This is a genomic window from Bartonella sp. AP57NXGY, from assembly GCF_042195805.1.
In the GTDB taxonomy this organism is placed as follows: Bacteria; Pseudomonadota; Alphaproteobacteria; order Rhizobiales; family Rhizobiaceae; genus Bartonella.
The window spans coordinates 3,210-26,867 of sequence record NZ_JBHIOZ010000005.1 but is presented as its reverse complement, the minus strand read 5'-3'; the positions used below and the strand labels follow the sequence as shown (position 1 = coordinate 26,867).

Sequence of the window (23,658 nt, the reverse complement as noted above, 5' to 3'; positions counted from 1 at the left end):
ATAGCAAGGATCTTTTGTATTTTATAGAGTTTTTTCTATATTATCATATCTGTGGTGCAGATCATTTTTTACTTACGGTAAGAGTAGCAACGAGTTCGGGAAGGTCGGAGAAAGTTTTTTGTTGAAAGTTGAGCGACTTCATCATTTCGGTTGTTGTTGTGGGGTGAAAGGCTCCTTGAAAGCCGAGTTTTTTTGCTTCATTGATGCGCTGTGCTGAATGTGCAACAGCGCGGGTAGCTCCTGAAAGACTGACTTCACCAAAATAGACATAATCCGTTGGCAATGCGATATTGGCAAGAGAAGATACCAAAGCAGCGGCTACAGCTAAATCAGCAGCAGGTTCTGATATGCGATATCCACCTGCCACGTTCAGATAGACATCATGCTGTCCAAAACGAATGCCACAATGAGCTTCTAAAACGGCAAGAATCATAGAAAGACGATTTCCATCCCATCCGACAACCGCACGTCTTGGTGTCCCAAGGGAAGAAGGAGCAACAAGCGCTTGAATTTCTACGAGTATCGGGCGTGTCCCTTCCATTCCTGCAAAAACAGCAGCGCCTGGTGCTTTTTCATTACGTTCCCCTAAAAATAATTCAGATGGATTTATCACTTCGCGTAATCCTTTATCAGACATTTCAAAGACACCAATTTCATCTGTTGGTCCGAAGCGATTTTTTACAGTTCTAAGAATGCGATAATGATGTCCTCCTTCACCCTCAAAATAGAGAACGCCATCAACCATATGTTCAACGACTCGAGGACCAGCAATTTGTCCATCTTTTGTAACATGCCCAACAAGAACAACGGCGGCTCCTGTTTTCTTGGCAAAGCGGATCATAGCTTGAGCACCGATACGTACTTGTGTGACAGTACCAGGTGCTGAATCTGCTGTATCTGACCATAGGGTTTGAATCGAATCGATAATCACCATATCAAGGTTTTTATGTTCGCTTAAGGTTGCCAGGATATCTTCAACATTGGTTTCAGCAGCAAGTTTCACTTCTGTATTGTTAGCTTCAAGCCTTTGTGCGCGCAGACAAATTTGCGCAATAGCCTCTTCACCTGAAACATAGATGACATTATATCCTTTACGTGATAAAGCAGCGGCTGTTTGTGTTAGCAATGTTGATTTACCAATACCCGGATCACCTCCAACAAGGAGTGCTGATCCACGGACAAAGCCCCCACCGGTAACACGATCAAGTTCAGCAATACCAGAATGAATACGTGGAGCATCTTCGATATTTCCAGAAAGAGATGTGAGTGTGACAATGCGTCCTTTACGAGCATTCTGCTTAGGACCACTTCCTATGCCGCTATTTATAGTTTCTTCGATAAGGGAATTCCATTCCCCACAAGCGCTACATTTTCCTGCCCAACGGGAATGGATGGTTCCGCAATTTTGACAGATAAATTGAATACGATTACGCGCCATGTCGATTTAACCAATTTGCTCTGGAAGGTAATTGCTATCGGCCAGATCACTAAAGCGTGTGAAATCAGATTGAAAGGCAAGGGGCACGATTCCTGTCGGCCCATGGCGCTGTTTTGCAATAATAACGTCAGCTTTTCCAAAAGCTTTATCCATTATTTCTTGCCATTTCGTATGTTCCAAGCTACCTAGTTTTGGTTCTTCATTTTTGAGATAGTATTCTTCGCGATAGACAAACAGAACGATATCGGCATCTTGCTCAATTGAACCAGATTCACGTAAATCTGAGAGCTGTGGACGTTTATCTGTTCTATTTTCTACTTGACGAGAAAGTTGAGAGAGAGCGATAATAGGAATATTCAATTCTTTTGCTAATGCTTTTAATCCTGTGGTAATTTCTGTGATCTCTTGAACACGATTTTCTGATGAACGCTTTGAACTGCTTGTCATGAGTTGGATATAGTCAATAAACAAGATATCTAAACCATGTTGCCGCTTGAGACGCCGCGCACGAGCAGCTAATTGCGTAATTGATATTCCCCCAGTTTGATCAATATAAAGTGGTGCCTTTTGTAGTTGGTTCACCGCACGAATAATTTTTGAAAATTGTTCATCTGAAATATTGCCACGCCGAATATCAGAAGAAGAGACTTCTGTTTGTTCAGAAATAATACGGGTTGCAAGCTGTTCGGATGACATCTCAAGTGAGAAGAATCCCACAATGCCGCCTTCATTTTCTTGGATATTGGCATTACGATTATAAGCATTAGCAATATTAAAGGCAATATTGGTAGCCAGTGAGGTTTTACCCATACCAGGGCGGCCCGCAAGGATAATTAAGTCAGATGCTTGTAATCCTCCCATTTTTTCATCAAGTGTTTTAATATGGGTGGCTATCCCTGATAATTGTGAAGAGCGCTTTTTCGCAGCACTTGCCATATCGATAGCTTTTTTAATAGCCTCATTAAAATTTTCAAATCCACCTCCATATTTCCCTTTTTCTGCTAGCTCAAATAACTGATTTTCAACAGTTTCAATTTGTTGGGTAGGTGTGAGTTCTACAGGAGCATCAAAGGCTGTATTGACAACTTGAGTTCCAAGGTTAATCAAAGACCGTCGGATAAAGAGATCGTAAATGACGCGTCCATAATCTTCAGCGTTAATAATAGTGACTGCCTCTGTGGCTAAGCGAACAACATATTGGTATACAGTAATATCTCCAATTTTTTCTTCCATTTGGATATAGGGCTTGATTGTAACTGGATCTACACGTTTTCCTATTTTAATAAGGTGAGATAAAACATGATAAATTTTTTGATGCAATGGTTCAAAAAAATGTTCTGGTTTTAGAAAATCTGAAACGCGGTCAAGAGAATCATTGTTGATAAAGATGGCACCAAGCAATGCCTGTTCAGCTTCAATATTATGCGGAAGTTGCCGAAAAGAAGGAGAATCCTCTTTCTTTGAAGAGCTGACATTAACAACGTTAGTTTCTTCCATAATATTTTTCCACTAAAATTCTAAGTCTAGCTACTTTAGGCGATAAATTGAAAATCGTATAATTAAAAGAATAGAGCTACAAATCTTCATTTTAAGTTAAAATTATATAATTTTTAAAAACTCTCTTTTCGTTCCTCATTTATCATTTGTGTATTATTTATATAACGTCTATCTATTTTATTTTATAATATGTGATTTTAAAGTGGAAGTTTTGCTACTCTAAATTTAAGTATTTTTAAGTTACTTAACCTTAAAATTCCAATATCTGTGTAAGTAGAATTATTTTTTTATAACTGAAATTATTTCAGATCATGTGAGGATATAATCAACTTAACGCTCATACAAACTTTAGCCTTAAGGGTAGAACTTTAAATTATTTTTGCTTTATATGCTGGAAAAAAAAGACATTTCACTCTTAGTGATATTATCATTCTCGGCATGTAATGCCTTTAAATAATATATTTCTAATTCTTTCATAAAAATTAGGTTCTTTATGTACGATAGCCATAAAATACTCACTTTTAAAGTGTGAGTATTTTATGAGCGATATTTAAAATGGAATAAAAAATATAAAACAGAAAGCAAAAATAGCAATTAAGCTTCTTGATGAGAACTGTTTATATCGTTGTCATTAATTTCTTCTGCCAATAATTCTTCCTGACTTTCTTCTAATAATTCTTCTTGAATATTATATATTTCTTTAGCCGAAGTGAGGGTTTCACCTTCTGCTTGGCGTTGTGCTTCACTGGTAGAACGCGCAACATTAATAATCACAGAAATTTGAACCTCTGGATGTAAGCTAAGAGTGATAGTGTGAAGACCGATCATTTTTATTGGATGATTAAGTTCGATTTGATTTCTTCCAATAGAAAAGCCTTCATCTGTTATGATTTCAGCAATATCACGTGTTGACACAGAACCATAAAGTTGTCCTGTTTCACCAGCAGAACGAACAACAATGAATGATTGTCCATCAAGTTTTTCAGCAATTTTTTGCGCTTCGCTTTTGCGTTCAAGATTACGTGCTTCAAGTTGTGCACGTTGTACCTCAAAATGTTTTTTATTAGCTTCATTTGCGCGTAAAGCTTTACCTTGAGGCAAGAGAAAATTACGCGCATAACCATCTTTAACTGAGACAATATCACCCATCTGACCAAGACGAGGAATGCGCTCAAGTAAAATAATATCCATAGTTTTTCCTTTCGAACAAATAAATTTAGTGGAGTTTTTTGCGTGATTGAAAATTGTATTGAATAGCAGCCCAAATTCCCATCAAAAGCATCATGAAAACAATAGGTGGAGTAAAAACGACTGTAAAAATAGCAATATAAACAAGAGAAAGTATAATAATCCGACCGTTTACCCCTTTTGTAATATTGTGAAGATATGCTAGACCGCTAATTAATATGATGACAGTGTATGCAGTACTAAAGGCAAGGGTACTCAAGTTAAGAGAAGAGCTCAACTCAATCATCGATGCTATGCAAACAATAATAAAAATAATAATTCCAGAAATTGGAAGGCGGAGAGTTTGGCTCCAATCATCACGGGGTCTTTTCAGCCATTTCATATGTTGTGCTGCTATCATGGAAAAGTAAAGGTTACCAATGAGAAAAACCAAACTATAAATAGTCAAAGAAAAAGCAGTAAAAGTTGCTGTATGCGTCATTAAAAGCTCATTAAAAGCGCGTATATCGGCTTCTTTTATTGACTGTGTTTGTTGCAGAGTTTGTGCTATGTTTTCGGTGATTTTTTTTGCAACGATGGGTGTGGAAGGACGTGTTTGAACATAGAGCCCAATGAAAGTTGCTATAAGAGCGATAAAATTAGTTAAATGAAAAATAACCGATGATAATGGATACCATATCAGTTCGTTTTCTTTTTGCGCTGGTCGTGCAAGCCCAAGAAGCCAAGAAGCATAGACAGCAGGAAGGAAAAATAAGAACATAAAGCCAAGAGCAATATAGGTATTAGTGGTTATGATAAGAACAACAGTAGCACTTATGAGGGCGATGAGACTGGCTAATGTTCCTTGACCGAACGCAACAATAAAAATTGGCAATGAAAGAAAGCAGCCAAGAAGAAGAGAAAAAAAGGGCGCGATATTTGCAACACTGATGATTGCCAGTCCTATCACAACAGCAAATAATCCTGCCAAAATACCGGTTAATATCTCATAAGTACGATTTTTTTTCATTTATTGCTGTCCTGCTTTCTGCAGTTAGAGGTGTGTCAATACCCCAACTTTGACATTTAATAGCTTAACATAGGATACAACAAGCTATTTTTTAACCATATAAGAAAAGCAACTGGAGAAACTCTCCAGTTGCATAGCGTATTGATTGCTTACTTTATAACGTACGGAAGTAAGCCTAAAAAGCGAGCACGTTTGATAGCATTAGCTAATTCACGCTGTTTTTTCTGACTAACAGCAGTAATCCGTGAAGGAACAATTTTCCCACGTTCGGAAATATAACGTTGTAACAACTTGATGTCTTTATAATCAATTTTGGGAGCATTGGTCCCTGAAAAAGGACATGTTTTACGACGACGATGAAAGGGGCGACGTGCAGAGTTTTGATTAGTATCAGTCATTATTCTACCCCTTCTATAGTATTTTCACGTTGACGACGTGGAAAACGAGGACGCTCTTCATCATGTCCAATGTGACTATTGCGATCAAGGTGTGAGAGCATAGCAGATTTTTCTTTTTCGTGTTTTTCTACGCGAATGGTCATATAACGCAAAATATCCTCATTGATGCGCATCTGACGCTCCACTTCAGCAATTGCTGAAGCTGGTGCATCAATATTGACTAAGACATAATAAGCTTTACGGTTTTTACGAATACGGTAAGCAAGAGGACGAAGTCCCCAATTTTCTATACGCCCAACTTTTCCACCATGCGCTTCAATGACACCTTTGTAGAGACTCAAAAGTTCATCAACTTGCTGCGGTGCAATGTCTTGTCGGGCAAGGAACATATGTTCATAAAGAGCCATTGTTTTGCCTTTCTTCAATTAAATTTCACCGGTTTTAGCGCAAAGCCTCTGCGACTTGTCTTTTTTGGAAATCCAAAGAAGAAAGGACGCGTTTACAATTCGAGACATCTCAGAGCGGAGATACGGGAGGCCGGAAACATTGTATTTCCTACTGATATTTTACAGCCCTCCGTTCAACCTCCAGCTAAAGTGCCGGCAACGAATATTTCATATCTACAGGTTATCTTTTAAAATAGCAAGTTTATGCACACAAAAAAATTGATTTGTTAAATCTTGATATATTTCCTTCTTCTACAAAAAGATAATACTGTAATATAAAGGCAAAGGAGGGAAAAATGGACTTTTTAAACCAGATTGATGTTACACTCTTTGAAATGTTTGTCGGCAATCATCAAGCTTGGTCGATTGTAGTTTTGTTTAGTATTTTTTGTGCAAAGTTTTTAATTTATATTATTCCTCTCCATCTTTGTGCGTTGTGGTTTTGTGGTGGGGAGAGGGAACGGTGTGTTGTGCTAAGCATTTGCATGAGTATTTGTGCATCTCTTTTCATAGGTTATCTCATTTCTCTTTTTTATTTTCATCCTCGCCCATTCGTGGTAGGGCTGACGACACCGCTTATTCAACATCGTGCAACAGCTTCTTTTCCTAGTAATCATGCCTTGACCATTGCATCTTATGCAGCTAACTTTTATTTTTACCGATACAAAGTTACTTTTAAATTTGCCACCGTATTTTTGTGTTTGATCTGTTGGGCGCGCATCTTTGTGGGTGTACATTATCCCTTTGATATTTTAGCAGGTGCACTTTTAGGAAGTCTCATAAGTTTGGGTGTTATTCAGTTTATAGCACCCTATTTTCCTAAGTTTTTATATCAAATTCCGCCCTTAAAATATAATTTTAGGTGTGGTATTCGTTTTAAATAAAGGGCTTTATATTGATTTGTGCGGATGAATAAGGTCAAAAGAAAATAATTTAATTGTACAGTTTTAGGAGTTGATAAATGGGTGCAGCTTTTATTTTTCCAGGGCAGGGGAGTCAACTTGTTGGTATGGGGAAAGCGCTTGCAGAGCAATTTATTGTCGCACGGATGGTTTTCGAGGAAGTTGATGATGCTTTGGGTGAGAAATTATCAAAGATCATTTTTGAAGGACCAGCAGATGTTTTAACGTTAACAGCAAATGCACAACCGGCATTAATGGCTGTATCTATGGCTGTCATTCGTGTGATGAAACAATTAGGGCTTCGTATAGAAGAAAAGGTAAGGTTTGTTGCTGGTCATTCTTTAGGCGAATATTCGGCTCTTTGTGCTGCTGGTACATTTACTCTCACAGATACGGCAAGACTTTTGCGTATTCGTGGCAATGCTATGCAGGCTGCTGTCGCGGTTGGTGAAGGTTCTATGGCTGCATTAATTGGTTTAGAAGAGCACATTGTGGAAGAAATTTGTGAAACTGTTTCTGGAGAAGGACTATGTCAGATTGCTAATGATAATGGTGGTGGGCAAATTGTTATTTCCGGTAAAGCAAAAGCAGTTGAGGCAGCGGTAGAGATTGCATCAACAAAAGGTGCAAAACGTGCACTTCTTCTTCCTGTTTCTGCACCTTTTCATTCATCTTTAATGCAACCTGCTGCTGATGCCATGAAGAAAGCACTTTTGACTGTTAACAAAATGTCCCCTATTGTTCCTTTGATTGCCAATGTTTCTGTTGCACCTGAGAGCAATCCAGAGCGTATTACTACTCTTCTTGTCCAACAAGTGACTGGGAGGGTGCGATGGCGTGAAACAATAGAATGGATCGCTGCGAATGGGGTTGATACGCTTTTTGAAGTTGGTTCTGGAAAAGTATTAACAGGTTTAACGCGTCGTATTAACAAAGATATAAAGGGGGTAACCATTGGAACAGTTGATGAAATAGAATCAGCGCTAGGTATGCTCGGCGTTTAATCTATAAGGAGTTAAAAAATGTTTAGATTAACAGGACGTAAAGCTCTTGTAACGGGGGCTTCGGGAGGAATTGGTGAGGCAATTGCACGCTGCTTTCATGCACAAGGAGCCATTGTTGGACTTCATGGAACACGCGAAGAAAAGCTTAGAGAAGTGGCGGCAGAATTAGGGCAGAATGTTTTTGTATTCCCCGCTAATCTTTCTGAACGCCAATCGATTAAACAATTGGCTGAAGTTGCAGAAAGAGAAATGGATGGCGTCGATATTTTGGTTAACAATGCGGGAATCACTAGGGATGGTCTTTTTGTGCGTATGCAAGATAAAGACTGGGATGATGTTTTAGAAGTTAACCTAACAGCTGCTTCTCTTTTGACGCGTGAATTAATACATTCTATGATGCGCCGCCGTTATGGAAGGATTATTAACATTACATCTGTTGTTGGTGTTGTGGGAAACCCTGGACAAACGAATTATTGTGCTGCAAAAGCAGGCTTGATAGGTTTTTCTAAAGCATTGGCACAAGAAATTGCTTCGCGAAACATCACTGTCAATTGTATTGCTCCAGGATTTATTAAATCCGCAATGACAGACAAGCTTAATGAAAAGCAAAAAGAAGCCATTATGGCTGCGATTCCGATGAAACGTATGGGAAGTGGGCAAGAAATAGCCGCTACTGCTGTTTATTTAGCAAGCGATGAAGCAGCCTATACGACAGGTCAAACACTCCATATCAATGGTGGAATGGCAATGATTTGAGTATTTATTTTATTCCACATTGATTTATGAGTTGTATTATTTTAGATAGTAACGATTGAAATGGATAGATGCATCTATTTCTTTAATATGGTCGTTGATCAATTGATGTCGGAATGTCAGATTGGTTCATTTTGTAGGGGATATCCACAGGATGTTTTAAATCATTACTAAAATCTTTTAAAGTAATGCATCTATTGCTTGATTAGATGAACCGATATAGTTAACCAAATTATAGGAAATATAAATTCGAGGATTTCAACATGAGTGATACAGTAGAGCGCGTTAAGAAAATTATCGTGGAACATCTTGGGGTTAATGCTGATAAAGTTGTAGAAAATGCAAGCTTTATCGATGATCTAGGGGCTGATAGCCTTGATACGGTTGAACTCGTTATGGCTTTTGAAGAAGAGTTTGGGGTAGAAATTCCAGATGAAGCTGCTGAAACGATTTTCACAGTTGGCGATGCAGTCAAGTTCATTGATAAAGCTTCAGCGTGATTACTAAAGGGCAAAGGCATGAATTGCTTTTGCCTATATTCTTCGGAGCTCTTTTGAAAAGAGAGCTTTGAGAGGTGAAGTTTAGTTCAAGGTTAGAAGTTATGAGACGTGTTGTTGTTACTGGTTTAGGGTTGGTATCTCCATTAGCTGGTAATACTGAATATAGTTGGAAACGACTTCTTGAAGGAAGAAGTGGTGTCCGACGTATCACAGAGTTTGATGTGTCAGATTTGCCATGCCAGATTGCTGCGCGTATCCCCTTAGGGGATGGAACAGAGGGGACTTATAATGCTGATTTGTATATGGAACCTAAAGAGCAACGTAAAGTTGATGCATTTATTGTTTATGCAATGGCTGCTGCTAACCAAGCGCTTGCAGATGCCGAATGGTTTCCTAAGAGTGATGAAGATCAGATTTGTACAGGTGTGTTAATTGGTTCGGGAATTGGGGGAGTTGAGGGTATTGTTGAAGCTGGTTATACGCTTCGTGATAAGGGCCCACGTCGTGTTTCTCCTTTTTTTATTCCAGGTCGTTTGATTAATCTTGCTTCTGGTTATGTGTCTATTCAATATGGTTTACGGGGGCCTAATCATTCTGTTGTAACGGCTTGTTCAACAGGGGCGCATGCGATTGGTGATGCGGCACGTTTGATTATGTTTGGTGATGCAGATGTCATGGTGGCAGGGGGGGCTGAATCTCCGATAAATCGGATATCTCTTGCAGGTTTTGCAGCTTGTAGAGCTCTTTCCACTTGTCGCAATGATGATCCTGAACGGGCGTCACGTCCTTATGATACTGATCGTGATGGTTTTGTGATGGGGGAAGGAGCGGCAGTTGTTGTTTTAGAAGAGCTGGAACATGCCAAAAAACGAGGAGCGCGTATTTATGCTGAGGTTATTGGCTATGGTTTATCTGGTGACGCTTACCACATTACAGCGCCTTCAGAAAGTGGTGAAGGGGCTCAGCGTAGTATGATAGCTGCTCTTAAGCGTGCACAAGTGAATGTGAGTGAACTTGATTATATTAATGCTCATGGTACATCTACGATGGCTGATTCCATAGAGCTAGCGGCTGTTGAGCGTGTTTTAGGGAGTTATGCACCACAAGTTTCTATGTCATCAACGAAATCATCTATCGGGCATTTACTTGGTGCAGCCGGTGCTGCTGAGGCTATTTTTTCTATTTTAGCTATACGGGATAATATAGCCCCAGCGACACTTAATCTTGACAATCCATCGATTGAAACGAAAATCGATCTTGTACCACACAAACCGCGTGAACGAAAGATTGATACGATTCTTTCTAATTCTTTTGGATTTGGTGGGACAAATGCATCGTTGGTGATGCGACGTTTTAGGGGATAATAAGTATTTTTATTTAATTTTTGCTTTTGAGTTTTCTACTTTATTATAAGGTGAATGAGAAATTATAATATTATCCTTAATCGCTATTGAGGGGTTATGTCCGATGTGAAAAATGGAAAATCATTAAAGGACGTAAGTGATTCCTCTTCGAATCATTTAGCAGATAGTTATGACATGTTAATACATAAAAAACGAAAGAAATCATCTATCGTCCGTAATCCGTTGGTCATTCTCGGTCATTTTTTTCTTATGCTGATTGTGATTATTCTTTTTGCCATAAGTATTCCTCTTTATATTGGAAAAAGTATTTTTGAAGAAAAGGGAAAAATTGAGGAAGAACAAATTGTTCTTATCCATCCTGGTACCGGAATTCGTGAAATTGCTTCATTGCTAGAAAAACGTGGTTTCATTCGATCATCAGATATTTTTGTTTATGGGGTTGGTTATCACCAAAAAACAACGCATCTGAAGGCTGGTGAATATTTAATTCCAGCTCATGCTTCGATGCAGGATATTATGGATATTCTTGTGAAAGGAAAATCTATAGAGTATACATTTACAGTACCTGAAGGTTTAACGGTTCAGCAAGTTTTCGATCGATTAGCTGCGAATGAAATTTTGATTGGAGACCTTCCAAAAATTTTGCCTCCAGAAGGTTATTTAATGACGGATACTGTTCGTTTTATTCGGGGAACAACGCGTAAAGAGATTGTAAACAGGTTGCGTGAAGGACAGACAAAATTAATTCATGCTATATGGGCTACGCGTTCACCTGATTTACCCATTAAATCAATTGATGAGTTTGTTATATTAGCCTCAATTGTTGAGAAAGAAACGGGAATTGCAGCAGAAAGACCAATGGTTGCTGCGGTATTTTATAACCGCCTTATAAAGCATATGCGTCTTCAATCGGATCCAACAGTAATTTATGGTCTCTTCGGAGGAAAAGGAAAACCATCCGGTCGTGCAATTTATCGTTCAGATCTTGAGAAGGAAACACCATATAATACTTATAAAATTAATGGTTTGCCCCCAACGGCTATTGCAAATCCAGGTCGAGATTCTTTAAAAGCGGTGGCACATCCACCAAGCAGTGATGCACTTTATTTTGTTGCTGATGGTTCAGGAGGGCATGTTTTTTCTCGAACTTTAGAGGAACATAATATGAATGTTCGCAAGTGGCGAGAATTAAAGGCAAAACATTGAATTTATAGTGATAACACATCTTTTTGCATCGTAAATGAGAATCCCAAATATAGTAAAATTTTTCTATTTAAACTTTTTATGAGAATGATAAAAAATCATTTTCTTGTCTGTCACAAGTGGGGTTGGCGTATGGATAAAAATATTTAAGAAAGAAGTGAATATACTGCTAATACCTTATCTCAAAAAAGAGCAGAATAACATTGAGAATTGCTAAGAAAACACATTGATTAGGAGAGAGGTTGAGATAATGTATAATTCAAATTTTGGAGAAACATTTATGAACAAAGTAGAGTGATGTAATGACAGTCTTTGAAAGTAAATTGAGTACTATAAAAATGAATCAACGCCGCGGTTTTTTATTTATTCTCTCTTCGCCTTCAGGTGCTGGTAAATCAACAATTTCTCGATTACTTCTAAAAGAGGGACAATTAGAGCTTTCCGTAAGTATGACTACAAGGAAAAGGCGTCCTAGTGAAGTAGATGGGCTGCATTATTACTTTATTTCAAAAGAAGAGTTTGAATATAAGCGTGATAGGGATGAATTTATTGAGTGGGCAGAAGTTCACGGAAATTATTATGGCACTTTACGTGAAACTGTTGAAAGCGCATTGAATGCTGGCCAAGATATGTTATTTGATATTGATTATCAAGGTACCGAGCAGCTGCAAAAAAAGATGCTAGGAGACACTGTATCTGTTTTTATTCTTCCACCATCAATGAAAGAGCTTGTTTCGCGTTTACATCGTCGAGCAGAAGATAGTCAAGATACTATCAATTTGCGATTGGAAAATGCACGAACGGAGTTAAAGCATTGGCTTTCTTATGATTATGTTGTGATTAACGAAGATTTAGATCAGTCTTTATCTTTTATTAAATCAATTTATTTAGCTGAAACCGTAAAACGTGAGCGTTGTTCTTATCTTGGCTCTTTTGTTGATGGGCTTATTGCTGAAAAAATCGATAAATGTTGTGATTAAAAAAGGTTTTATAACACAAAGTGCATTTTTTAGAGCACTAGATGCGCTAAAGTTACAAATTCAGAAATCGAGAGCGTTTCAGCACGGCGCGTTCCATCAATTCCAGCTTTTTCTAATAGCTCTTCACCTCCAAGTATTTTGAGATTTTGACGAAGCATTTTTCGTCTTTGCCCAAAGGCGGTTTTTGTGACGAGGCTTAGTTTTTGTGCAGAGCAGGAAAGAGGTTGTATTCGCGGAATAATATGAACAACGGAAGACGTTACTTTAGGTATTGGTATGAAGGCTTGAGGGGGGACATCAAAAGCAATTTTAGCAGTGGTACGCCAGCCAGTTAAGACACTAAGACGTCCATAATGAGTAGATTGAGGTTTAGCTGTAATCCGTTTGGCAACTTCACGTTGAAACATCAATGTCATTGATTCATAAAAAGGAGGCCATGGTTCAGTCAAAAGCCAATTTAATAAGAGTTGTGTCCCAATATTATAGGGAAGATTTGCAATAATGCGCGGTTTTACAGGGCTTGTTTCAAAGAGTTTTGAGAAATCTTGCTTCAGTGCATCATTACAAATAACTTTTAATTTTTTAGGATAGTGTTTTTCTATTTCTAAGAGAGCCGGTATGCAGCGCTCATCGCGTTCTATTGCTGTTACAATGGCACCCTTTGCTAGCAAGGCACGTGTGAGACCTCCAGGACCAGGACCAATTTCAAGAACAGGTTTTCCTTCTATATTGCCTGCTTGATGAGCAATTTTAGATGTTAAATTAAGATCAAAAAGAAAATTCTGCCCCAAAGATTTATGCGCTTGTAATCCATATATATCAATGACCTCACGCAGAGGAGGGAGATTATCTATTGGCATGGGTTTAAACTATTTTTTGCAAGTTGATTTGCAAGTTTAAGAGCAGCAATAAAGCTTTCGGGAGAGGCTATCCCTTTATCAGCAATGTCAAAAGCAGTTCCGTGATCTGGAGACGTGCGAATAAAAGGTAGACCTAACGTGACATTAACAGTGCTATCAAAGTCTAATGTCTTAACAGGGATAAGGGCTTGATCATGATACATACAAATGGCAACGTCATATGCTTTTCTTGCGCATTCATGGAACATTGTGTCGGCAGGCAGCGGGCCTGCAATATTGAGTCCTTTCTTTTTAAGATATTCAATAACAGGAGTGATAACTTCAATATCTTCTTTTCCCATCGCACCTCCTTCTCCAGCATGAGGATTAAGACCAGCAACAGCTAGTCGGGGTGATGTTATTTTAAACCTTGTTTTTAAGTCATATTCAGTAATAAGTACCGTTTGAATAATTAAATCACGGGTAAGCTGTGAAGGAACATTTTTAAATGGAATATGAACAGTTATTGGTACTGTTTTTAATCGAGGTCCTGCTAACATCATAACTGGATGATAACATTTATGAAAAGCTTTATGGGCTAAATCGGCTAAAAATTCTGTATGACCTGGAAATTGAAAACCGGCATCATAAAGACTCTTTTTTGCAATAGGACAAGTGATAAGTGCACATGCATGGCCATTTTGAATCAATTGAACACAGCGTTTAATTGCTTCAATAATTCCAGCTGTATTTTTCGATGAAGGTATACCTAATTGATCACTTTGTTTGTTTTTTAACGGTATGATAGGAAGAGCGCTTTGAAAATTTTTTGCAGGATTATTGATTAAAACAGATTGCACCTCAACATCAATCTGTAAAAAACGAGCGCGCGAACGAATAACATCTGGATCAGCAAGAAGTACAAAAGGTGGAATTTGGCGCGTAACACGCAAATTCCACGCTTTTAGTACTATTTCAGGACCAATTCCGGCAGGATCACCACCGCTAACAATAAGAGCAGCCATTATGAATTTTGAATGCGTGCCACTCGGCGCAGTTCTCCTAAATATTTGTCGCTTAATTCTTCAAGTTTTTGCGGGCTTCTTTTTTTACTATCTTGAAGAGAAAATATCAGTCGAGCGACATAATCATCAGAAACTCTTTTTATTTTGCAGACAGCAATTGCTTCGATTCCATCAGATGTTTCTTGTAATTTTGTCATTTTTCCAGCAGGCGTTTCAAGAATAGCTTGTTCCCATGCATTAGGAAGTTGTGGCTCCAGAAACTTTCCTAAGTGGCGGATAGTAACGTCTAAAATACCTCTTGCTTGATTGTGAGCATTGGCACATCCACGGAAATGTGCGCGAAAATTACTTGCTTCTCTTTGACGTCTTTCAAAGATCTCTGAACGACGATGTGCAGGAATGACAAAAACAATTCGCTGTAATGTATATTCGTTGGTTGAAGGTTTTACACCACCATTTTTTAATATTCTGCGTACAGCTTCTTGTTCGCTAATCATACCTGTTTCAGCTTGATAGCGTGCGCTAACAAGACGCCCCCATCCTATTTGTCCACGGATGTAATCTTTAAAGTGTTGCACTGTGATCTCAGTTTGGATCAGAATCTGGTTGAGCTGATCAATCGTCATATTATTTTGTGTCGCAAAATTCTCAAAAGCTCTATCAACTTCATCATTGCTTACTTCAATATTACGACGTTTTATTTCAATATTTTTTAGCTTTTCATCAATAAGCTCTTTTTTAGCCTGTGCCACCAAATTGCCTTGCTTTTGTTGTAGCCTGAGAAAAGCAAGGCGTCTTTGTATATCATAATTTGTGATGGGGTTGCCATTAACTGTAACAACAATAGAAGTCTGCGCAAAGACTGTCGGAATCAAAAATCCATTTATTAGCAGGCTACTTACGCTCAAAGATGCAATATAAAATAAAGCAAGAAAACGCTTTTTCAATTTATTCATGTAAATAGGCTTTCGCATTGTTTATTAATTCTCATCAACAACTTAAAATACACGCTTTCTTTCATAAAAACAATGATAAGTTAAATGACTGATACATTCCCTTTATAAATTAATCTATCTTTTTTCCGATATCTGCAATCGTACGCAATGAAAGAGAGAAATTAAAGTTTTGCAAGGGTGCTTTCCTGCCTGGATTCGTTACCTGTTGATAACCGAATGTTAACCCGAAACATTCATCCATATAACTCAAGCTAATTCCTCGCTTTATAAATGTACCAGATACTAAATCATAACCGGCGTTGCTATTAATGGACCAATAATCTGCTAATTTAAGTCCTGTTTGAAAAGAAATTTCTTGGCGCTCTTGAGAATATTCATAGTCTGGTTGCTTTGCGATATAGGCATATTGTAGAGCCACCCAAAAATTTTGCCATTTTTGTGATGCTTCGATTTCACTACGGCGGATTTTTCCTGTTTTTTTGTCAAAGCGTCCACGCGTTTCTAAGGAAAAACCACTTTTATGGGTTGTACCAAACATTGCAACATAGTCTGAACGTTTTGCCTCTAAGCTAGAATGAGTACCGACATTGATAAAGTCCTTTTCTGCAAAAGAATTCTTTCCTGCTAGATGGAAGGATTGTCCAATGAGACCATAAAGAGACCAATTATCATTAAGGCTTCCAGAATATCTTATACCTATATTGGCTCTTGTACCACCTTCTACACGATCATAACCAGAAAATTTGTCTCGTTGAAAGAGAGTGGTTGCATCAAAGACAAAGCTTTGAGCATCTTCATTAGGAATTTGTCCAATAGATTGTTCATTATTGCGTATAAAAATTTGTGCAGTTGGTTCTATAATATGTGTAGAATGATCAGCTGTAATGAGGAAGGGATAACGTAGTTCCAACCCTGCTGTTGCCATGCCACGAATTGCTGAACCATGAATTGCGGATAAGGCATTGTTTTCTATAGAATCTGTGTGATTTTCGCTTGCATTGGTTGTAATGATATCAGCTCGTAGAGAGAGAAGAGGGGTTAAGATGAGTCCGTTGTGCGTGTTGAAGCGCTTTTTCCACTGAAGCTCGTTTGTTAAACGCAAACTATTTCCAGCCATACCAGAAAGTTTTACTGTGTTGAGAGGGTTTCCGTTCTGGTCGGGTGAACTGAAGTCAGCATGGCGACGATAAACTGATTGCATATTACTATGGAAGGTAAGCTCTCCATTATAAATGGGTTCATCTGGTGTGAAAAAATAATCGATGCGTGGTAAGACCCACGCTTGTCGAGAGTGACGTTCATAATGAGGATCATTCAGTATTGAATCTTGAACTTTAAAATGATAAAAACGCATATCAAAATAATTTTTTCCTGCAAGACCATTCAAATAGATCTGAGAAAGTTGTGTAGGATTGTTATAGTTTTCAAGTTTATAGGCACGACTAAAATACCGATCCGATTGTGCAAGAATATCCCATCCATAAGTCCAGTGTGAGTTAATACGAAAATCCCCCTTTGTCGCCAGCATATAACGGTTTTTATGTTGGGCATCAATCGTATCATTATCAAATCTATGCGGTTTCATTTGATATATATGAGCAAAGCGAATGTTATAACGGCCCGTTTTTAAACGCTGACGCCATTCCCCTTCGGTTAAAAGCCCTTGTTGGGTATAAACCGTAGAAGAAAGGGTAAAATCATAATGGGGGGCGAGATTCCAGAAATAAGAATTCTTTATCCCCATACCGAGATAATCAGTATAAAAAAAATGAGGAGTAAGCAGACCGCTAGCACGCCTGACAGTTGGATCATAGATCTCAAAATTTGGAAATTTTATAATCGGTACACCAAAAACTTCAAAACTGCTATTTTCAAACCGAATTTTTTTGACGCTATTATTCCATATGATCTTTCTTGCTTTAATTTTCCATAGGACATCTCGATCTGGTTTATAAGAGCAAGGTTCACAGGCTGTATAGGTTGCATTTTCAAAGACTGTTATGTGATTGTGTTTGCGTGTAGCATTTTGGGCTGAAAAGTGAACATTGTTGGCTGTATCAATACGTAGGGCGTTTACAAAACCCTCGCCAAGATCTTTGGTCATATCAATTTGGTTGGAATAAATTTTATTACCATCCTTTTGAGTAATTTCAACGTTCCCTTGTGCTATAAGCCGTCCTGTTTTTTGATTGTAAATAATTTTTTGAGCGACAACTTTATTGCCATCATATTCGATTTGGACATTACCGTGTGCAGAAACAGTGTTTTCATCACGATTGTAGATGAGTTCATCCGCAGAGAGCAAAAGAGGAGGTTCCGGATTTTGAATGCGACTTTGAGAAGGAGATTGAAGGCTTTGAGCGTGCGCACAATAAGATAAAGCACCTCCTAAAATAACCCCCACAACACTTTTAAAAGCGAGAGCACTTAATTTTGTTAAAATAGTTTTTTTAAGTGTTAATGCTTTCACTTAGCCATCCTCTTTATGAAGTAAAAAAGAGATTCCTAAGAATAACGCAATAACAACGGGTGTCCAAGCTGCAATAATTGGTGGAATATATCCAGCATTACCAAAAGCTTGAACAAGTACGGAAATAACATAAAGTATAAACCCAGCTATTACGCCACCAAGAATCAACATTCTAGATTGCCCAAAACGTGTAAAATTTAAAGATACAGTTGCTGCAATGAGGGTCATTGCCACAAGCAATGCCGGTAATGCAATCAGAGATTGGAAATACATATCAAAATTATTAGCAGAATAGCCAAATGAACGTGCAATCATAATTTTTTTTGGCAATTGGTAAAATGGAATAGTTGCGGGATTCACTAAACGTTCCGTTAAAAATTCAGGTTTTAGATTGGTTTTTATTTGCAACACGGTAAATTTTTCAGGAGGATGCCCTATTTTATAGATTGTTCCATTTGTTAATAGCCAGAATCCATTAGTCAAGGTTGCTTTTGGGACGTTAATCCAATTTTTAACGGTTGCATTGTCATTGTATTGTACAAAGGTTGCATCGAGAAGAGAAAGTCCTTGATCGGTGATAGATTTAGCACCAATGGTTGTTCTGCCTAAATTTGTACGTTGTGTTAACCAGTGGATACTTGTATTGTGAAGAGGTGTTAGTACATTGTGATTGCGCCATTCAGTCATCTTTTTTTCTGCTTGAGAAAATCCCCATGCAGCAAGTGGATTAATGAGAAGAATTGAAAATAATCCCAAAAGAAAAGCTCCAAAACAAGCTGGCATAAGAAATTGCCATGCAGAAACACCGATTGAACGAGTCACTACAAGTTCAAGTTTTTTGTTGAGCGAGATAAGCGTTGCCATTGCAGAAAAGAGTGCAATGAAAGGGATAAGTTGTTGCATGATAAAAGGGATGCGTAAAGCAGAGAGGAAAAATGCATCTTTTGCTGTATAATGCGGAAGGGAAGATAGCCTACCAGAATTCTCTGTGAAATCGATTAAAAGAGCAAGAACAAAAATGCTTCCCCAGAAATAACAAGTTATTTTAAGATACCGTATAAAAAAATATCGTCCAAGTGTCCACCCAATCATGATATTTCATCCGAGGAATCTTGAGATTTTCGATGTTCAAATTTGTTCATTATTTTTTGAAAAGCGATTTGAAGTATCTCATTAACTTTTGTGGGAAGCCCAATTTTATGATTCGTTAAAAGCATAAAAAAGACAAATGCACTTGTTCCTATAGGTATAATATAAAGGAGAGGAACGTATGCAAGATCGCTTTTTGCTTTTTCTGCGAAAAAATATCCTATCCAATACACCAGAAAAGAGAGGGCAATTGCCGAGAGATTTGCGGAATGACGAGCTTGTCGATGGGAGCGTACATCCCCTGCGGCTGCTAATGCAATAAGTGAAAAAACAATAGGGTAGAGCCATTGTGTTAATCTGCGGTGAAATTCAGCTTTATATTGGAGTGGTTTTCGTTGATAGTAGGGATCTTTTGGGTCAGGGTTTTGTAAATAAGAAAGAGACCGATCTTTTGGATAAAGAGTAGGTGTTTTATCACTGGGGATAAACTCTCCTAGGCTAAAAGTATATGAGCTAAATTGCACGATTGAAACACTGTTATTTTGATGATTGACTCTTTCTATTTCACCGTTATTGAGAACCAGAAAACTGCCGTTTTTATTGCTCACAATGGATGCGTCTGTTGCATAATAAAAAAGATCAGTCTTAGGATCACGCTGGTCGGCAATGAAAAGGCGTTCAAGTGTTCCATTTGGATTTCGTTCGCCAATTTCTATGTAAAGGTTATTGGCGAGTTTTTGGAAGCTCCCTTCACTAATGAATAGATTAATAAGATCAAAATGAGCGCTTGCTAGCATTTGTCGCATATGAAGACGCGCTTGAGGAACAACAAAATTAGCTATAGAAAAGGAGATACAGGATGCAACAATAGCAAGAAGAAGGATAGGTTTCCAAACAGTACTTTTAGGAAAACCAGAGGCATTGATGACAGCAAGTTCTGAGTCTTGATGCATTGCTGAGAGGATGGTTGTAATTGCGATAACTAATGCAAACGGAATGACAACAAAAATAACAGAAGGAACCAATGAGAGTGAAAATTGTAAGACTGTGAGGAGTGTTTGTTTACTTGTTGTGAGAAAGTTTATCCGTGCAAGAATTTGTATAGTCCAACTAACGCCCACTGCTGCAATCATGACAGAACTAAACAAAACAAGGACACGTTTCAGGATGTAGAACTCAATAATACGCATAAATTGGGGAAAATCCTCAGTTTTTAATTCGATAGCAAATATTCTTACTGCTTTCGGTTAAAATGTAATAAAGTTTGTAAAAATATCCTTTCATGAATTGGATATTTTTACCAAATAAATAATATAAAATTGCCTATGAGGTCCTCTTTAAATTTTCCGTACATTATATTTTATTTTCAACTATAGTCTACAAAGAATCTAGAAGAATCTAGAAAATAACTTAAAAAACTTTTTTATTAACGTTGAAGATAAAAATTTTTGTCTTTTAAAGACACGTGCAAAAAGATAATGCATCTCAATCAAAAAAGAGGGTTTATATCTTGAACCGTTTCCTTTGTATTAGGGATATAGAAGTTTTTTTAAAAAGATGTTAGCTTTTTTATAAAGAATGATGAAGGCTTAAGAGATTGGATATTTTATTCTATCATTTGACGCAGTCAACGCTGAAGGATATTTTGCCGACGCTTGTGGAGCGTGCATTGGCTCGTTTTGGTAAAGTAACAATACAGTGTGTGAGTAAAGAACAACGCGATTCTATAGATATACATTTATGGGTTTATACTGATGAATCATTTATTGGACATGGAACGGAGTGTGATCAATATCCAAACTTTCAGCCTGTATTTCTTACGACAGGACAAGAAAATCCGAATGATTCAAAGATTCGTTTTCTCATAGAGGGAGCTGTTTGTTCGGATATTGATGCTTATCAACGGCTTGTCGTGATATTTGATGGTAGAAGTGAAGAGCAGTTGAATCTCGTTCGTGCACAGTGGAAAAAATATAAAATGGAAAATCATAATTTAACGTATTGGCAACAGACTGAAGATCGTCGCTGGGAAAAACAGGTTTAATGCGTCTTGTATCTATTGTTCTGATTTTTATAGGATTACTGGGAATAGTAAATCCTGCACTTTTTATTACGGAAGGCTCAGGGGGAGGGCGTTGGGTTTTTATTGTGATTTTTCTTTTAGGCATGTTAAATATATGGACTATAATTAAAAAAACGAAACGCCATAATGATAATTATTGATCGAATTTTGCTTGTTTTATGGGCTGTGATGTTGGCCTTCTTTTGCGTTTCATGGTTGGGGACAACGCATATCTTATCAGAAATGTTTGCTGTTTCTTATATAAGCAATATTGCAGATTTTTTATTTTTCTTTTTGAGTGCCTTGTTTGCAGGAATATTGTGGTGGAAAATACCTCAACCCCTGTCTTTAAAAACGAAACTGGCAGCATTTTTGCCGCCAGTCCTTATTTTATTCTTCGTTATTATATTTTAGTTGGATATTTCATCATCTGTAAATCCGACGAAGCAAATCAGTGAAATAAAAGAAGCAAGAAGCAAATAATAACCGATATAAGATGTATCGAAATGTTGCACCAGATATTCTGCAATATAAGGCGCGAGAGATGCTCCTATAATAGCAGATAAATTGAAAGTAATAGAAGAACCGGTATATCGAATTGCTGTTGGGTATGGTGAAGCCAAAACAGCACCAAGAGGACTGTATATCATTCCCATGAGAGACAAACCGATAACAGACATTGCAAGGACTCCTATAACTCCAGAATTTAAGAAATAAGGAATTGCGAAAGAATAAATACCGGTGATGATTGTAATCCAAATCATCAAAGTTCTACGTCTAATACGGTCAGCGAGTCTTCCCGTGATGACAGTAAAAATCCCACAAAAAATAGCACCGACAATTTCGATTTGAAGAGCTTGATGAAATGGCAATTGCAAATGGTTTGTTGAATAGCTTAACAAATATGTAGTAACCAAGTAAAACAAAACAAAAGTTGCCATACCAGAAAATATTCCAAGAAATAGGATTCGTGGACATTTTAAAAAGACATCTATGATAGGAACTTTGACATGTTTTTTACTTTCAAGAGTTTTTTTGAATTGAACAGTTTCATTGATTGAAAGACGGACCCATAATCCTATAATCATAAAAACAACTGAAGCAATAAAAGGAATACGCCATCCCCAGGCTAAAAGTTCTTCACGATCAAGGAAATGCAGCAGACCCAAATAAACAGCAATAGATAAAAACAAACCTATTGAAACGCCTAATTGGGGGAACATTGCATACCAGCCGCGCTTTTCTGGAGGGGCATTTTCTGTAGCGAGCAAAACAGCTCCTCCCCATTCTCCTCCTAATCCAATTCCCTGTCCAATACGGCACAAGGTTAAGAGGAAAGGGGCAAACCACCCAGCTATTTCATAAGTAGGAAGAAAACCAATAATGACTGTTGAAAGACCCATTGTGAGAAGAGAAGCGATAAGTGTTGCTTTTCTTCCAATTTTATCTCCAAAATGTCCAAAAACAACTGATCCAAAAGGGCGGGCAAAAAAGGCTGCTCCAAATATTAGGAAAGATTGTAAAATGGCAATTTGATCATTTTGTGTTGGAAAAAACACATGAGGAAATATAAGAGCTGCGGCAGTGCCAAAGACATAAAAATCAAAGAATTCAATTGTTGGGCCAATAAGGCTTGCAAATAAAATCCGACGAGGGGAGTTTCTGTTGCTTGTAGCTTTCATTTCTGAGTTTATAGACATGAATAGAATGTCCCTTTCAGTATATGACAAATCAAATGACGAGTTAACTGACTATAACTATAGAAATTTCAAATCAGTGTCGAGTCAATATTATGACACTTCGTTATATATTAGAACAATGATTATGGGCTGATGAGTATGAATAAGTGCTCTATATATTATCCAAATTGAATAAGATAAAGACACTACTTTAAATGCTGTAGAAGATGGCAATAGGTGGCTATAAACGCAGCTCTCATTCACATTGCTGTGTCCTTTAAAGTTTAATGCCATTTTTATCTATTAAGGGATCAATCTTATTCGTAGATCAGTGTTTAGTGTCTCAAAATATTAAAAATATTTTTCATGGATGCAATTATAACACTTTTAAAGTGTATCTAAAGTAAATTAAATCTTTTAGTTGTGTGCGCATTTTAAAACACATGATGTATATTTGATCTGTCAGAGCTTAATCCATCGAATGCTTTGCTATCTTAAAAGACATGAGGTTGAGCAATTACGTTGTGTTGTTTTGGTCTATGCACTTTTTTCTAAATGGGAGAATTTAAATTTAAAATTATGGAGTGTAAATAATGCAACGCAAATTGAAATTAAGTTTTTGTGCGGTAATGGCCAGTGGTTTTTTTGTCAAGATTGCGAGTGCAGATGGAGTAGCTACACCAAGAGAAAAGTTATTAACACCAGTAAGTATAAGTGAACACCTAGAAGAGACAAGAAAGTTGTTATCGGAAGTGAGGGGACTAAAAGAAAAAAAGGTGGGATCAAAAAAGATAGAGAATAAACAGACAGTAGAAGGAAGTGATCTTTTAGAAGAGGAAAGGAAGAGATTAGAAAA

At 37.6% G+C, this 23,658-nt stretch carries 24 protein-coding genes; 11 read left to right on the top strand and 13 right to left on the bottom strand.

Annotated elements, in window-relative coordinates; genetic code table 11:
- Positions 1–61: 61 nt before the first annotated feature.
- From radA to rpsF, 6 genes are all read right to left on the bottom strand, one after another.
- Positions 62–1,438, bottom strand: coding sequence for a DNA repair protein RadA (radA, locus tag ACFIL8_RS01580; RefSeq protein ID WP_375612937.1), 1,377 nt, complete (start codon positions 1,436–1,438; stop codon positions 62–64).
- A gap of 6 nt (positions 1,439–1,444) precedes the next feature.
- A complete protein-coding gene (locus tag ACFIL8_RS01575; protein ID WP_375610161.1) occupies positions 1,445–2,935 on the bottom strand; it encodes a replicative DNA helicase in 1,491 nt (496 codons plus the stop codon).
- Between the two features lie 594 nt (positions 2,936–3,529).
- Positions 3,530–4,126, bottom strand: a complete 597-nt coding sequence (gene rplI, locus ACFIL8_RS01570) for a 50S ribosomal protein L9 (protein ID WP_273791080.1) — start codon at positions 4,124–4,126, stop codon at positions 3,530–3,532.
- A 25-nt stretch (positions 4,127–4,151) separates the two neighbouring features.
- On the bottom strand, positions 4,152–5,132 hold the full coding sequence (locus ACFIL8_RS01565) for a hypothetical protein (protein WP_375612936.1): 981 nt from the start codon (positions 5,130–5,132) through the stop codon (positions 4,152–4,154).
- A 149-nt stretch (positions 5,133–5,281) separates the two neighbouring features.
- On the bottom strand, positions 5,282–5,530 hold the full coding sequence (rpsR, locus tag ACFIL8_RS01560) for a 30S ribosomal protein S18 (protein WP_012754957.1): 249 nt from the start codon (positions 5,528–5,530) through the stop codon (positions 5,282–5,284).
- Complete coding sequence (gene rpsF / locus ACFIL8_RS01555) at positions 5,530–5,937, bottom strand: 30S ribosomal protein S6 (protein ID WP_375612935.1); 408 nt, start codon at positions 5,935–5,937, stop codon at positions 5,530–5,532. Before rpsF ends, rpsR begins: the two co-directional genes overlap by 1 nt.
- Positions 5,938–6,272: 335 nt before the next feature.
- On the opposite strand from rpsF, the gene ACFIL8_RS01550 reads away from it, so the two are divergent.
- The 7 genes from ACFIL8_RS01550 to gmk all read left to right on the top strand — a co-directional run bounded on the left by ACFIL8_RS01550 (position 6,273) and on the right by gmk (position 12,682).
- On the top strand, positions 6,273–6,860 hold the full coding sequence (locus tag ACFIL8_RS01550; protein WP_375612934.1) for an undecaprenyl-diphosphatase: 588 nt from the start codon (positions 6,273–6,275) through the stop codon (positions 6,858–6,860).
- 77 nt (positions 6,861–6,937) lie between these two features.
- Positions 6,938–7,882: an ACP S-malonyltransferase gene (fabD, locus tag ACFIL8_RS01545; protein ID WP_375612933.1), complete on the top strand. Its 945-nt coding sequence runs from the start codon at positions 6,938–6,940 to the stop codon at positions 7,880–7,882.
- 18 nt (positions 7,883–7,900) lie between these two features.
- Positions 7,901–8,638, top strand: a complete 738-nt coding sequence (fabG, locus tag ACFIL8_RS01540) for a 3-oxoacyl-[acyl-carrier-protein] reductase (RefSeq protein WP_375634127.1) — start codon at positions 7,901–7,903, stop codon at positions 8,636–8,638.
- Between the two features lie 260 nt (positions 8,639–8,898).
- A complete protein-coding gene (locus ACFIL8_RS01535) occupies positions 8,899–9,135 on the top strand; it encodes an acyl carrier protein (RefSeq protein ID WP_004860281.1) in 237 nt (78 codons plus the stop codon).
- Positions 9,136–9,236: 101 nt separating this feature from the next.
- Positions 9,237–10,499 carry a beta-ketoacyl-ACP synthase II gene (gene fabF, locus ACFIL8_RS01530; protein ID WP_375637388.1) on the top strand — a complete coding sequence of 421 codons (1,263 nt, stop codon included), beginning with the start codon at positions 9,237–9,239 and terminating at the stop codon, positions 10,497–10,499.
- 96 nt (positions 10,500–10,595) lie between these two features.
- Positions 10,596–11,705 carry an endolytic transglycosylase MltG gene (gene mltG / locus ACFIL8_RS01525; protein ID WP_375674687.1) on the top strand — a complete coding sequence of 370 codons (1,110 nt, stop codon included), beginning with the start codon at positions 10,596–10,598 and terminating at the stop codon, positions 11,703–11,705.
- Between the two features lie 299 nt (positions 11,706–12,004).
- On the top strand, positions 12,005–12,682 hold the full coding sequence (gmk, locus tag ACFIL8_RS01520; RefSeq protein WP_375629245.1) for a guanylate kinase: 678 nt from the start codon (positions 12,005–12,007) through the stop codon (positions 12,680–12,682).
- A gap of 29 nt (positions 12,683–12,711) precedes the next feature.
- Here the strand turns inward: gmk and rsmA are convergent, their stop codons facing one another.
- From rsmA to lptF, 6 genes are all read right to left on the bottom strand, one after another.
- Positions 12,712–13,542, bottom strand: coding sequence for a 16S rRNA (adenine(1518)-N(6)/adenine(1519)-N(6))-dimethyltransferase RsmA (rsmA, locus tag ACFIL8_RS01515; RefSeq protein ID WP_375611238.1), 831 nt, complete (start codon positions 13,540–13,542; stop codon positions 12,712–12,714).
- Positions 13,533–14,546, bottom strand: coding sequence for a 4-hydroxythreonine-4-phosphate dehydrogenase PdxA (gene pdxA / locus ACFIL8_RS01510; protein WP_375681181.1), 1,014 nt, complete (start codon positions 14,544–14,546; stop codon positions 13,533–13,535). The genes rsmA and pdxA overlap by 10 nt, the downstream gene beginning before the upstream one ends.
- Positions 14,546–15,502: a SurA N-terminal domain-containing protein gene (locus tag ACFIL8_RS01505; protein WP_375620739.1), complete on the bottom strand. Its 957-nt coding sequence runs from the start codon at positions 15,500–15,502 to the stop codon at positions 14,546–14,548. The genes pdxA and ACFIL8_RS01505 overlap by 1 nt, the downstream gene beginning before the upstream one ends.
- Before the next feature lie 109 nt (positions 15,503–15,611).
- Positions 15,612–17,972 carry an LPS-assembly protein LptD gene (locus ACFIL8_RS01500; protein WP_375688785.1) on the bottom strand — a complete coding sequence of 787 codons (2,361 nt, stop codon included), beginning with the start codon at positions 17,970–17,972 and terminating at the stop codon, positions 15,612–15,614.
- The gene (gene lptG, locus ACFIL8_RS01495) at positions 17,973–19,064 is read right to left on the bottom strand and encodes an LPS export ABC transporter permease LptG (RefSeq protein WP_375688783.1); all 1,092 of its coding nucleotides are present in this window, start codon (positions 19,062–19,064) and stop codon (positions 17,973–17,975) included.
- Positions 19,061–20,251 (bottom strand): LPS export ABC transporter permease LptF, encoded by a 1,191-nt coding sequence (lptF, locus tag ACFIL8_RS01490; protein ID WP_375620742.1) that lies wholly within the window; start codon positions 20,249–20,251, stop codon positions 19,061–19,063. Before lptF ends, lptG begins: the two co-directional genes overlap by 4 nt.
- Before the next feature lie 407 nt (positions 20,252–20,658).
- Here lptF and ACFIL8_RS01485 point away from each other — a divergent pair, with 407 nt between their 5' ends.
- The 3 genes from ACFIL8_RS01485 to ACFIL8_RS01475 are packed head-to-tail and all read left to right on the top strand — an operon-like array spanning position 20,659 to position 21,537.
- Complete coding sequence (locus ACFIL8_RS01485) at positions 20,659–21,105, top strand: DNA polymerase III subunit chi (RefSeq protein ID WP_375612923.1); 447 nt, start codon at positions 20,659–20,661, stop codon at positions 21,103–21,105.
- Positions 21,105–21,284, top strand: a complete 180-nt coding sequence (locus ACFIL8_RS01480; protein ID WP_375611245.1) for a hypothetical protein — start codon at positions 21,105–21,107, stop codon at positions 21,282–21,284. Before ACFIL8_RS01485 ends, ACFIL8_RS01480 begins: the two co-directional genes overlap by 1 nt.
- Positions 21,271–21,537 (top strand): hypothetical protein, encoded by a 267-nt coding sequence (locus ACFIL8_RS01475; protein ID WP_375611246.1) that lies wholly within the window; start codon positions 21,271–21,273, stop codon positions 21,535–21,537. The genes ACFIL8_RS01480 and ACFIL8_RS01475 overlap by 14 nt, the downstream gene beginning before the upstream one ends.
- On the opposite strand, the gene ACFIL8_RS01470 is transcribed toward ACFIL8_RS01475, so the two are convergent.
- Positions 21,534–22,823, bottom strand: coding sequence for an MFS transporter (locus ACFIL8_RS01470; RefSeq protein ID WP_375620745.1), 1,290 nt, complete (start codon positions 22,821–22,823; stop codon positions 21,534–21,536). The genes ACFIL8_RS01475 and ACFIL8_RS01470 overlap by 4 nt on opposite strands.
- 572 nt (positions 22,824–23,395) lie before the next feature.
- On the opposite strand from ACFIL8_RS01470, the gene ACFIL8_RS01465 reads away from it, so the two are divergent.
- The coding region (locus tag ACFIL8_RS01465; RefSeq protein WP_375688781.1) for a hypothetical protein at positions 23,396–23,658 on the top strand (263 nt) is incomplete at its 3' end.

What these genes read in the sequence shown, in the direction of transcription:
- radA (WP_375612937.1), bottom strand. Translation starts at nt 1,438, where the DNA reads ATGGCGCGTAATCGTATTCAATTTATCTGTCAAAATTGCGGAACCATC.
- ACFIL8_RS01575 (WP_375610161.1), bottom strand. Translation starts at nt 2,935, where the DNA reads ATGGAAGAAACTAACGTTGTTAATGTCAGCTCTTCAAAGAAAGAGGAT.
- rplI (WP_273791080.1), bottom strand. Translation starts at nt 4,126, where the DNA reads ATGGATATTATTTTACTTGAGCGCATTCCTCGTCTTGGTCAGATGGGT.
- ACFIL8_RS01565 (WP_375612936.1), bottom strand. Translation starts at nt 5,132, where the DNA reads ATGAAAAAAAATCGTACTTATGAGATATTAACCGGTATTTTGGCAGGA.
- rpsR (WP_012754957.1), bottom strand. Translation starts at nt 5,530, where the DNA reads ATGACTGATACTAATCAAAACTCTGCACGTCGCCCCTTTCATCGTCGT.
- rpsF (WP_375612935.1), bottom strand. Translation starts at nt 5,937, where the DNA reads ATGGCTCTTTATGAACATATGTTCCTTGCCCGACAAGACATTGCACCG.
- ACFIL8_RS01550 (WP_375612934.1), top strand. Translation starts at nt 6,273, where the DNA reads ATGGACTTTTTAAACCAGATTGATGTTACACTCTTTGAAATGTTTGTC.
- fabD (WP_375612933.1), top strand. Translation starts at nt 6,938, where the DNA reads ATGGGTGCAGCTTTTATTTTTCCAGGGCAGGGGAGTCAACTTGTTGGT.
- fabG (WP_375634127.1), top strand. Translation starts at nt 7,901, where the DNA reads ATGTTTAGATTAACAGGACGTAAAGCTCTTGTAACGGGGGCTTCGGGA.
- ACFIL8_RS01535 (WP_004860281.1), top strand. Translation starts at nt 8,899, where the DNA reads ATGAGTGATACAGTAGAGCGCGTTAAGAAAATTATCGTGGAACATCTT.
- fabF (WP_375637388.1), top strand. Translation starts at nt 9,237, where the DNA reads ATGAGACGTGTTGTTGTTACTGGTTTAGGGTTGGTATCTCCATTAGCT.
- mltG (WP_375674687.1), top strand. Translation starts at nt 10,596, where the DNA reads ATGTCCGATGTGAAAAATGGAAAATCATTAAAGGACGTAAGTGATTCC.
- gmk (WP_375629245.1), top strand. Translation starts at nt 12,005, where the DNA reads ATGACAGTCTTTGAAAGTAAATTGAGTACTATAAAAATGAATCAACGC.
- rsmA (WP_375611238.1), bottom strand. Translation starts at nt 13,542, where the DNA reads ATGCCAATAGATAATCTCCCTCCTCTGCGTGAGGTCATTGATATATAT.
- pdxA (WP_375681181.1), bottom strand. Translation starts at nt 14,546, where the DNA reads ATGGCTGCTCTTATTGTTAGCGGTGGTGATCCTGCCGGAATTGGTCCT.
- ACFIL8_RS01505 (WP_375620739.1), bottom strand. Translation starts at nt 15,502, where the DNA reads ATGAATAAATTGAAAAAGCGTTTTCTTGCTTTATTTTATATTGCATCT.
- lptG (WP_375688783.1), bottom strand. Translation starts at nt 19,064, where the DNA reads ATGATTGGGTGGACACTTGGACGATATTTTTTTATACGGTATCTTAAA.
- lptF (WP_375620742.1), bottom strand. Translation starts at nt 20,251, where the DNA reads ATGCGTATTATTGAGTTCTACATCCTGAAACGTGTCCTTGTTTTGTTT.
- ACFIL8_RS01480 (WP_375611245.1), top strand. Translation starts at nt 21,105, where the DNA reads ATGCGTCTTGTATCTATTGTTCTGATTTTTATAGGATTACTGGGAATA.
- ACFIL8_RS01475 (WP_375611246.1), top strand. Translation starts at nt 21,271, where the DNA reads ATGATAATTATTGATCGAATTTTGCTTGTTTTATGGGCTGTGATGTTG.
- ACFIL8_RS01470 (WP_375620745.1), bottom strand. Translation starts at nt 22,823, where the DNA reads ATGTCTATAAACTCAGAAATGAAAGCTACAAGCAACAGAAACTCCCCT.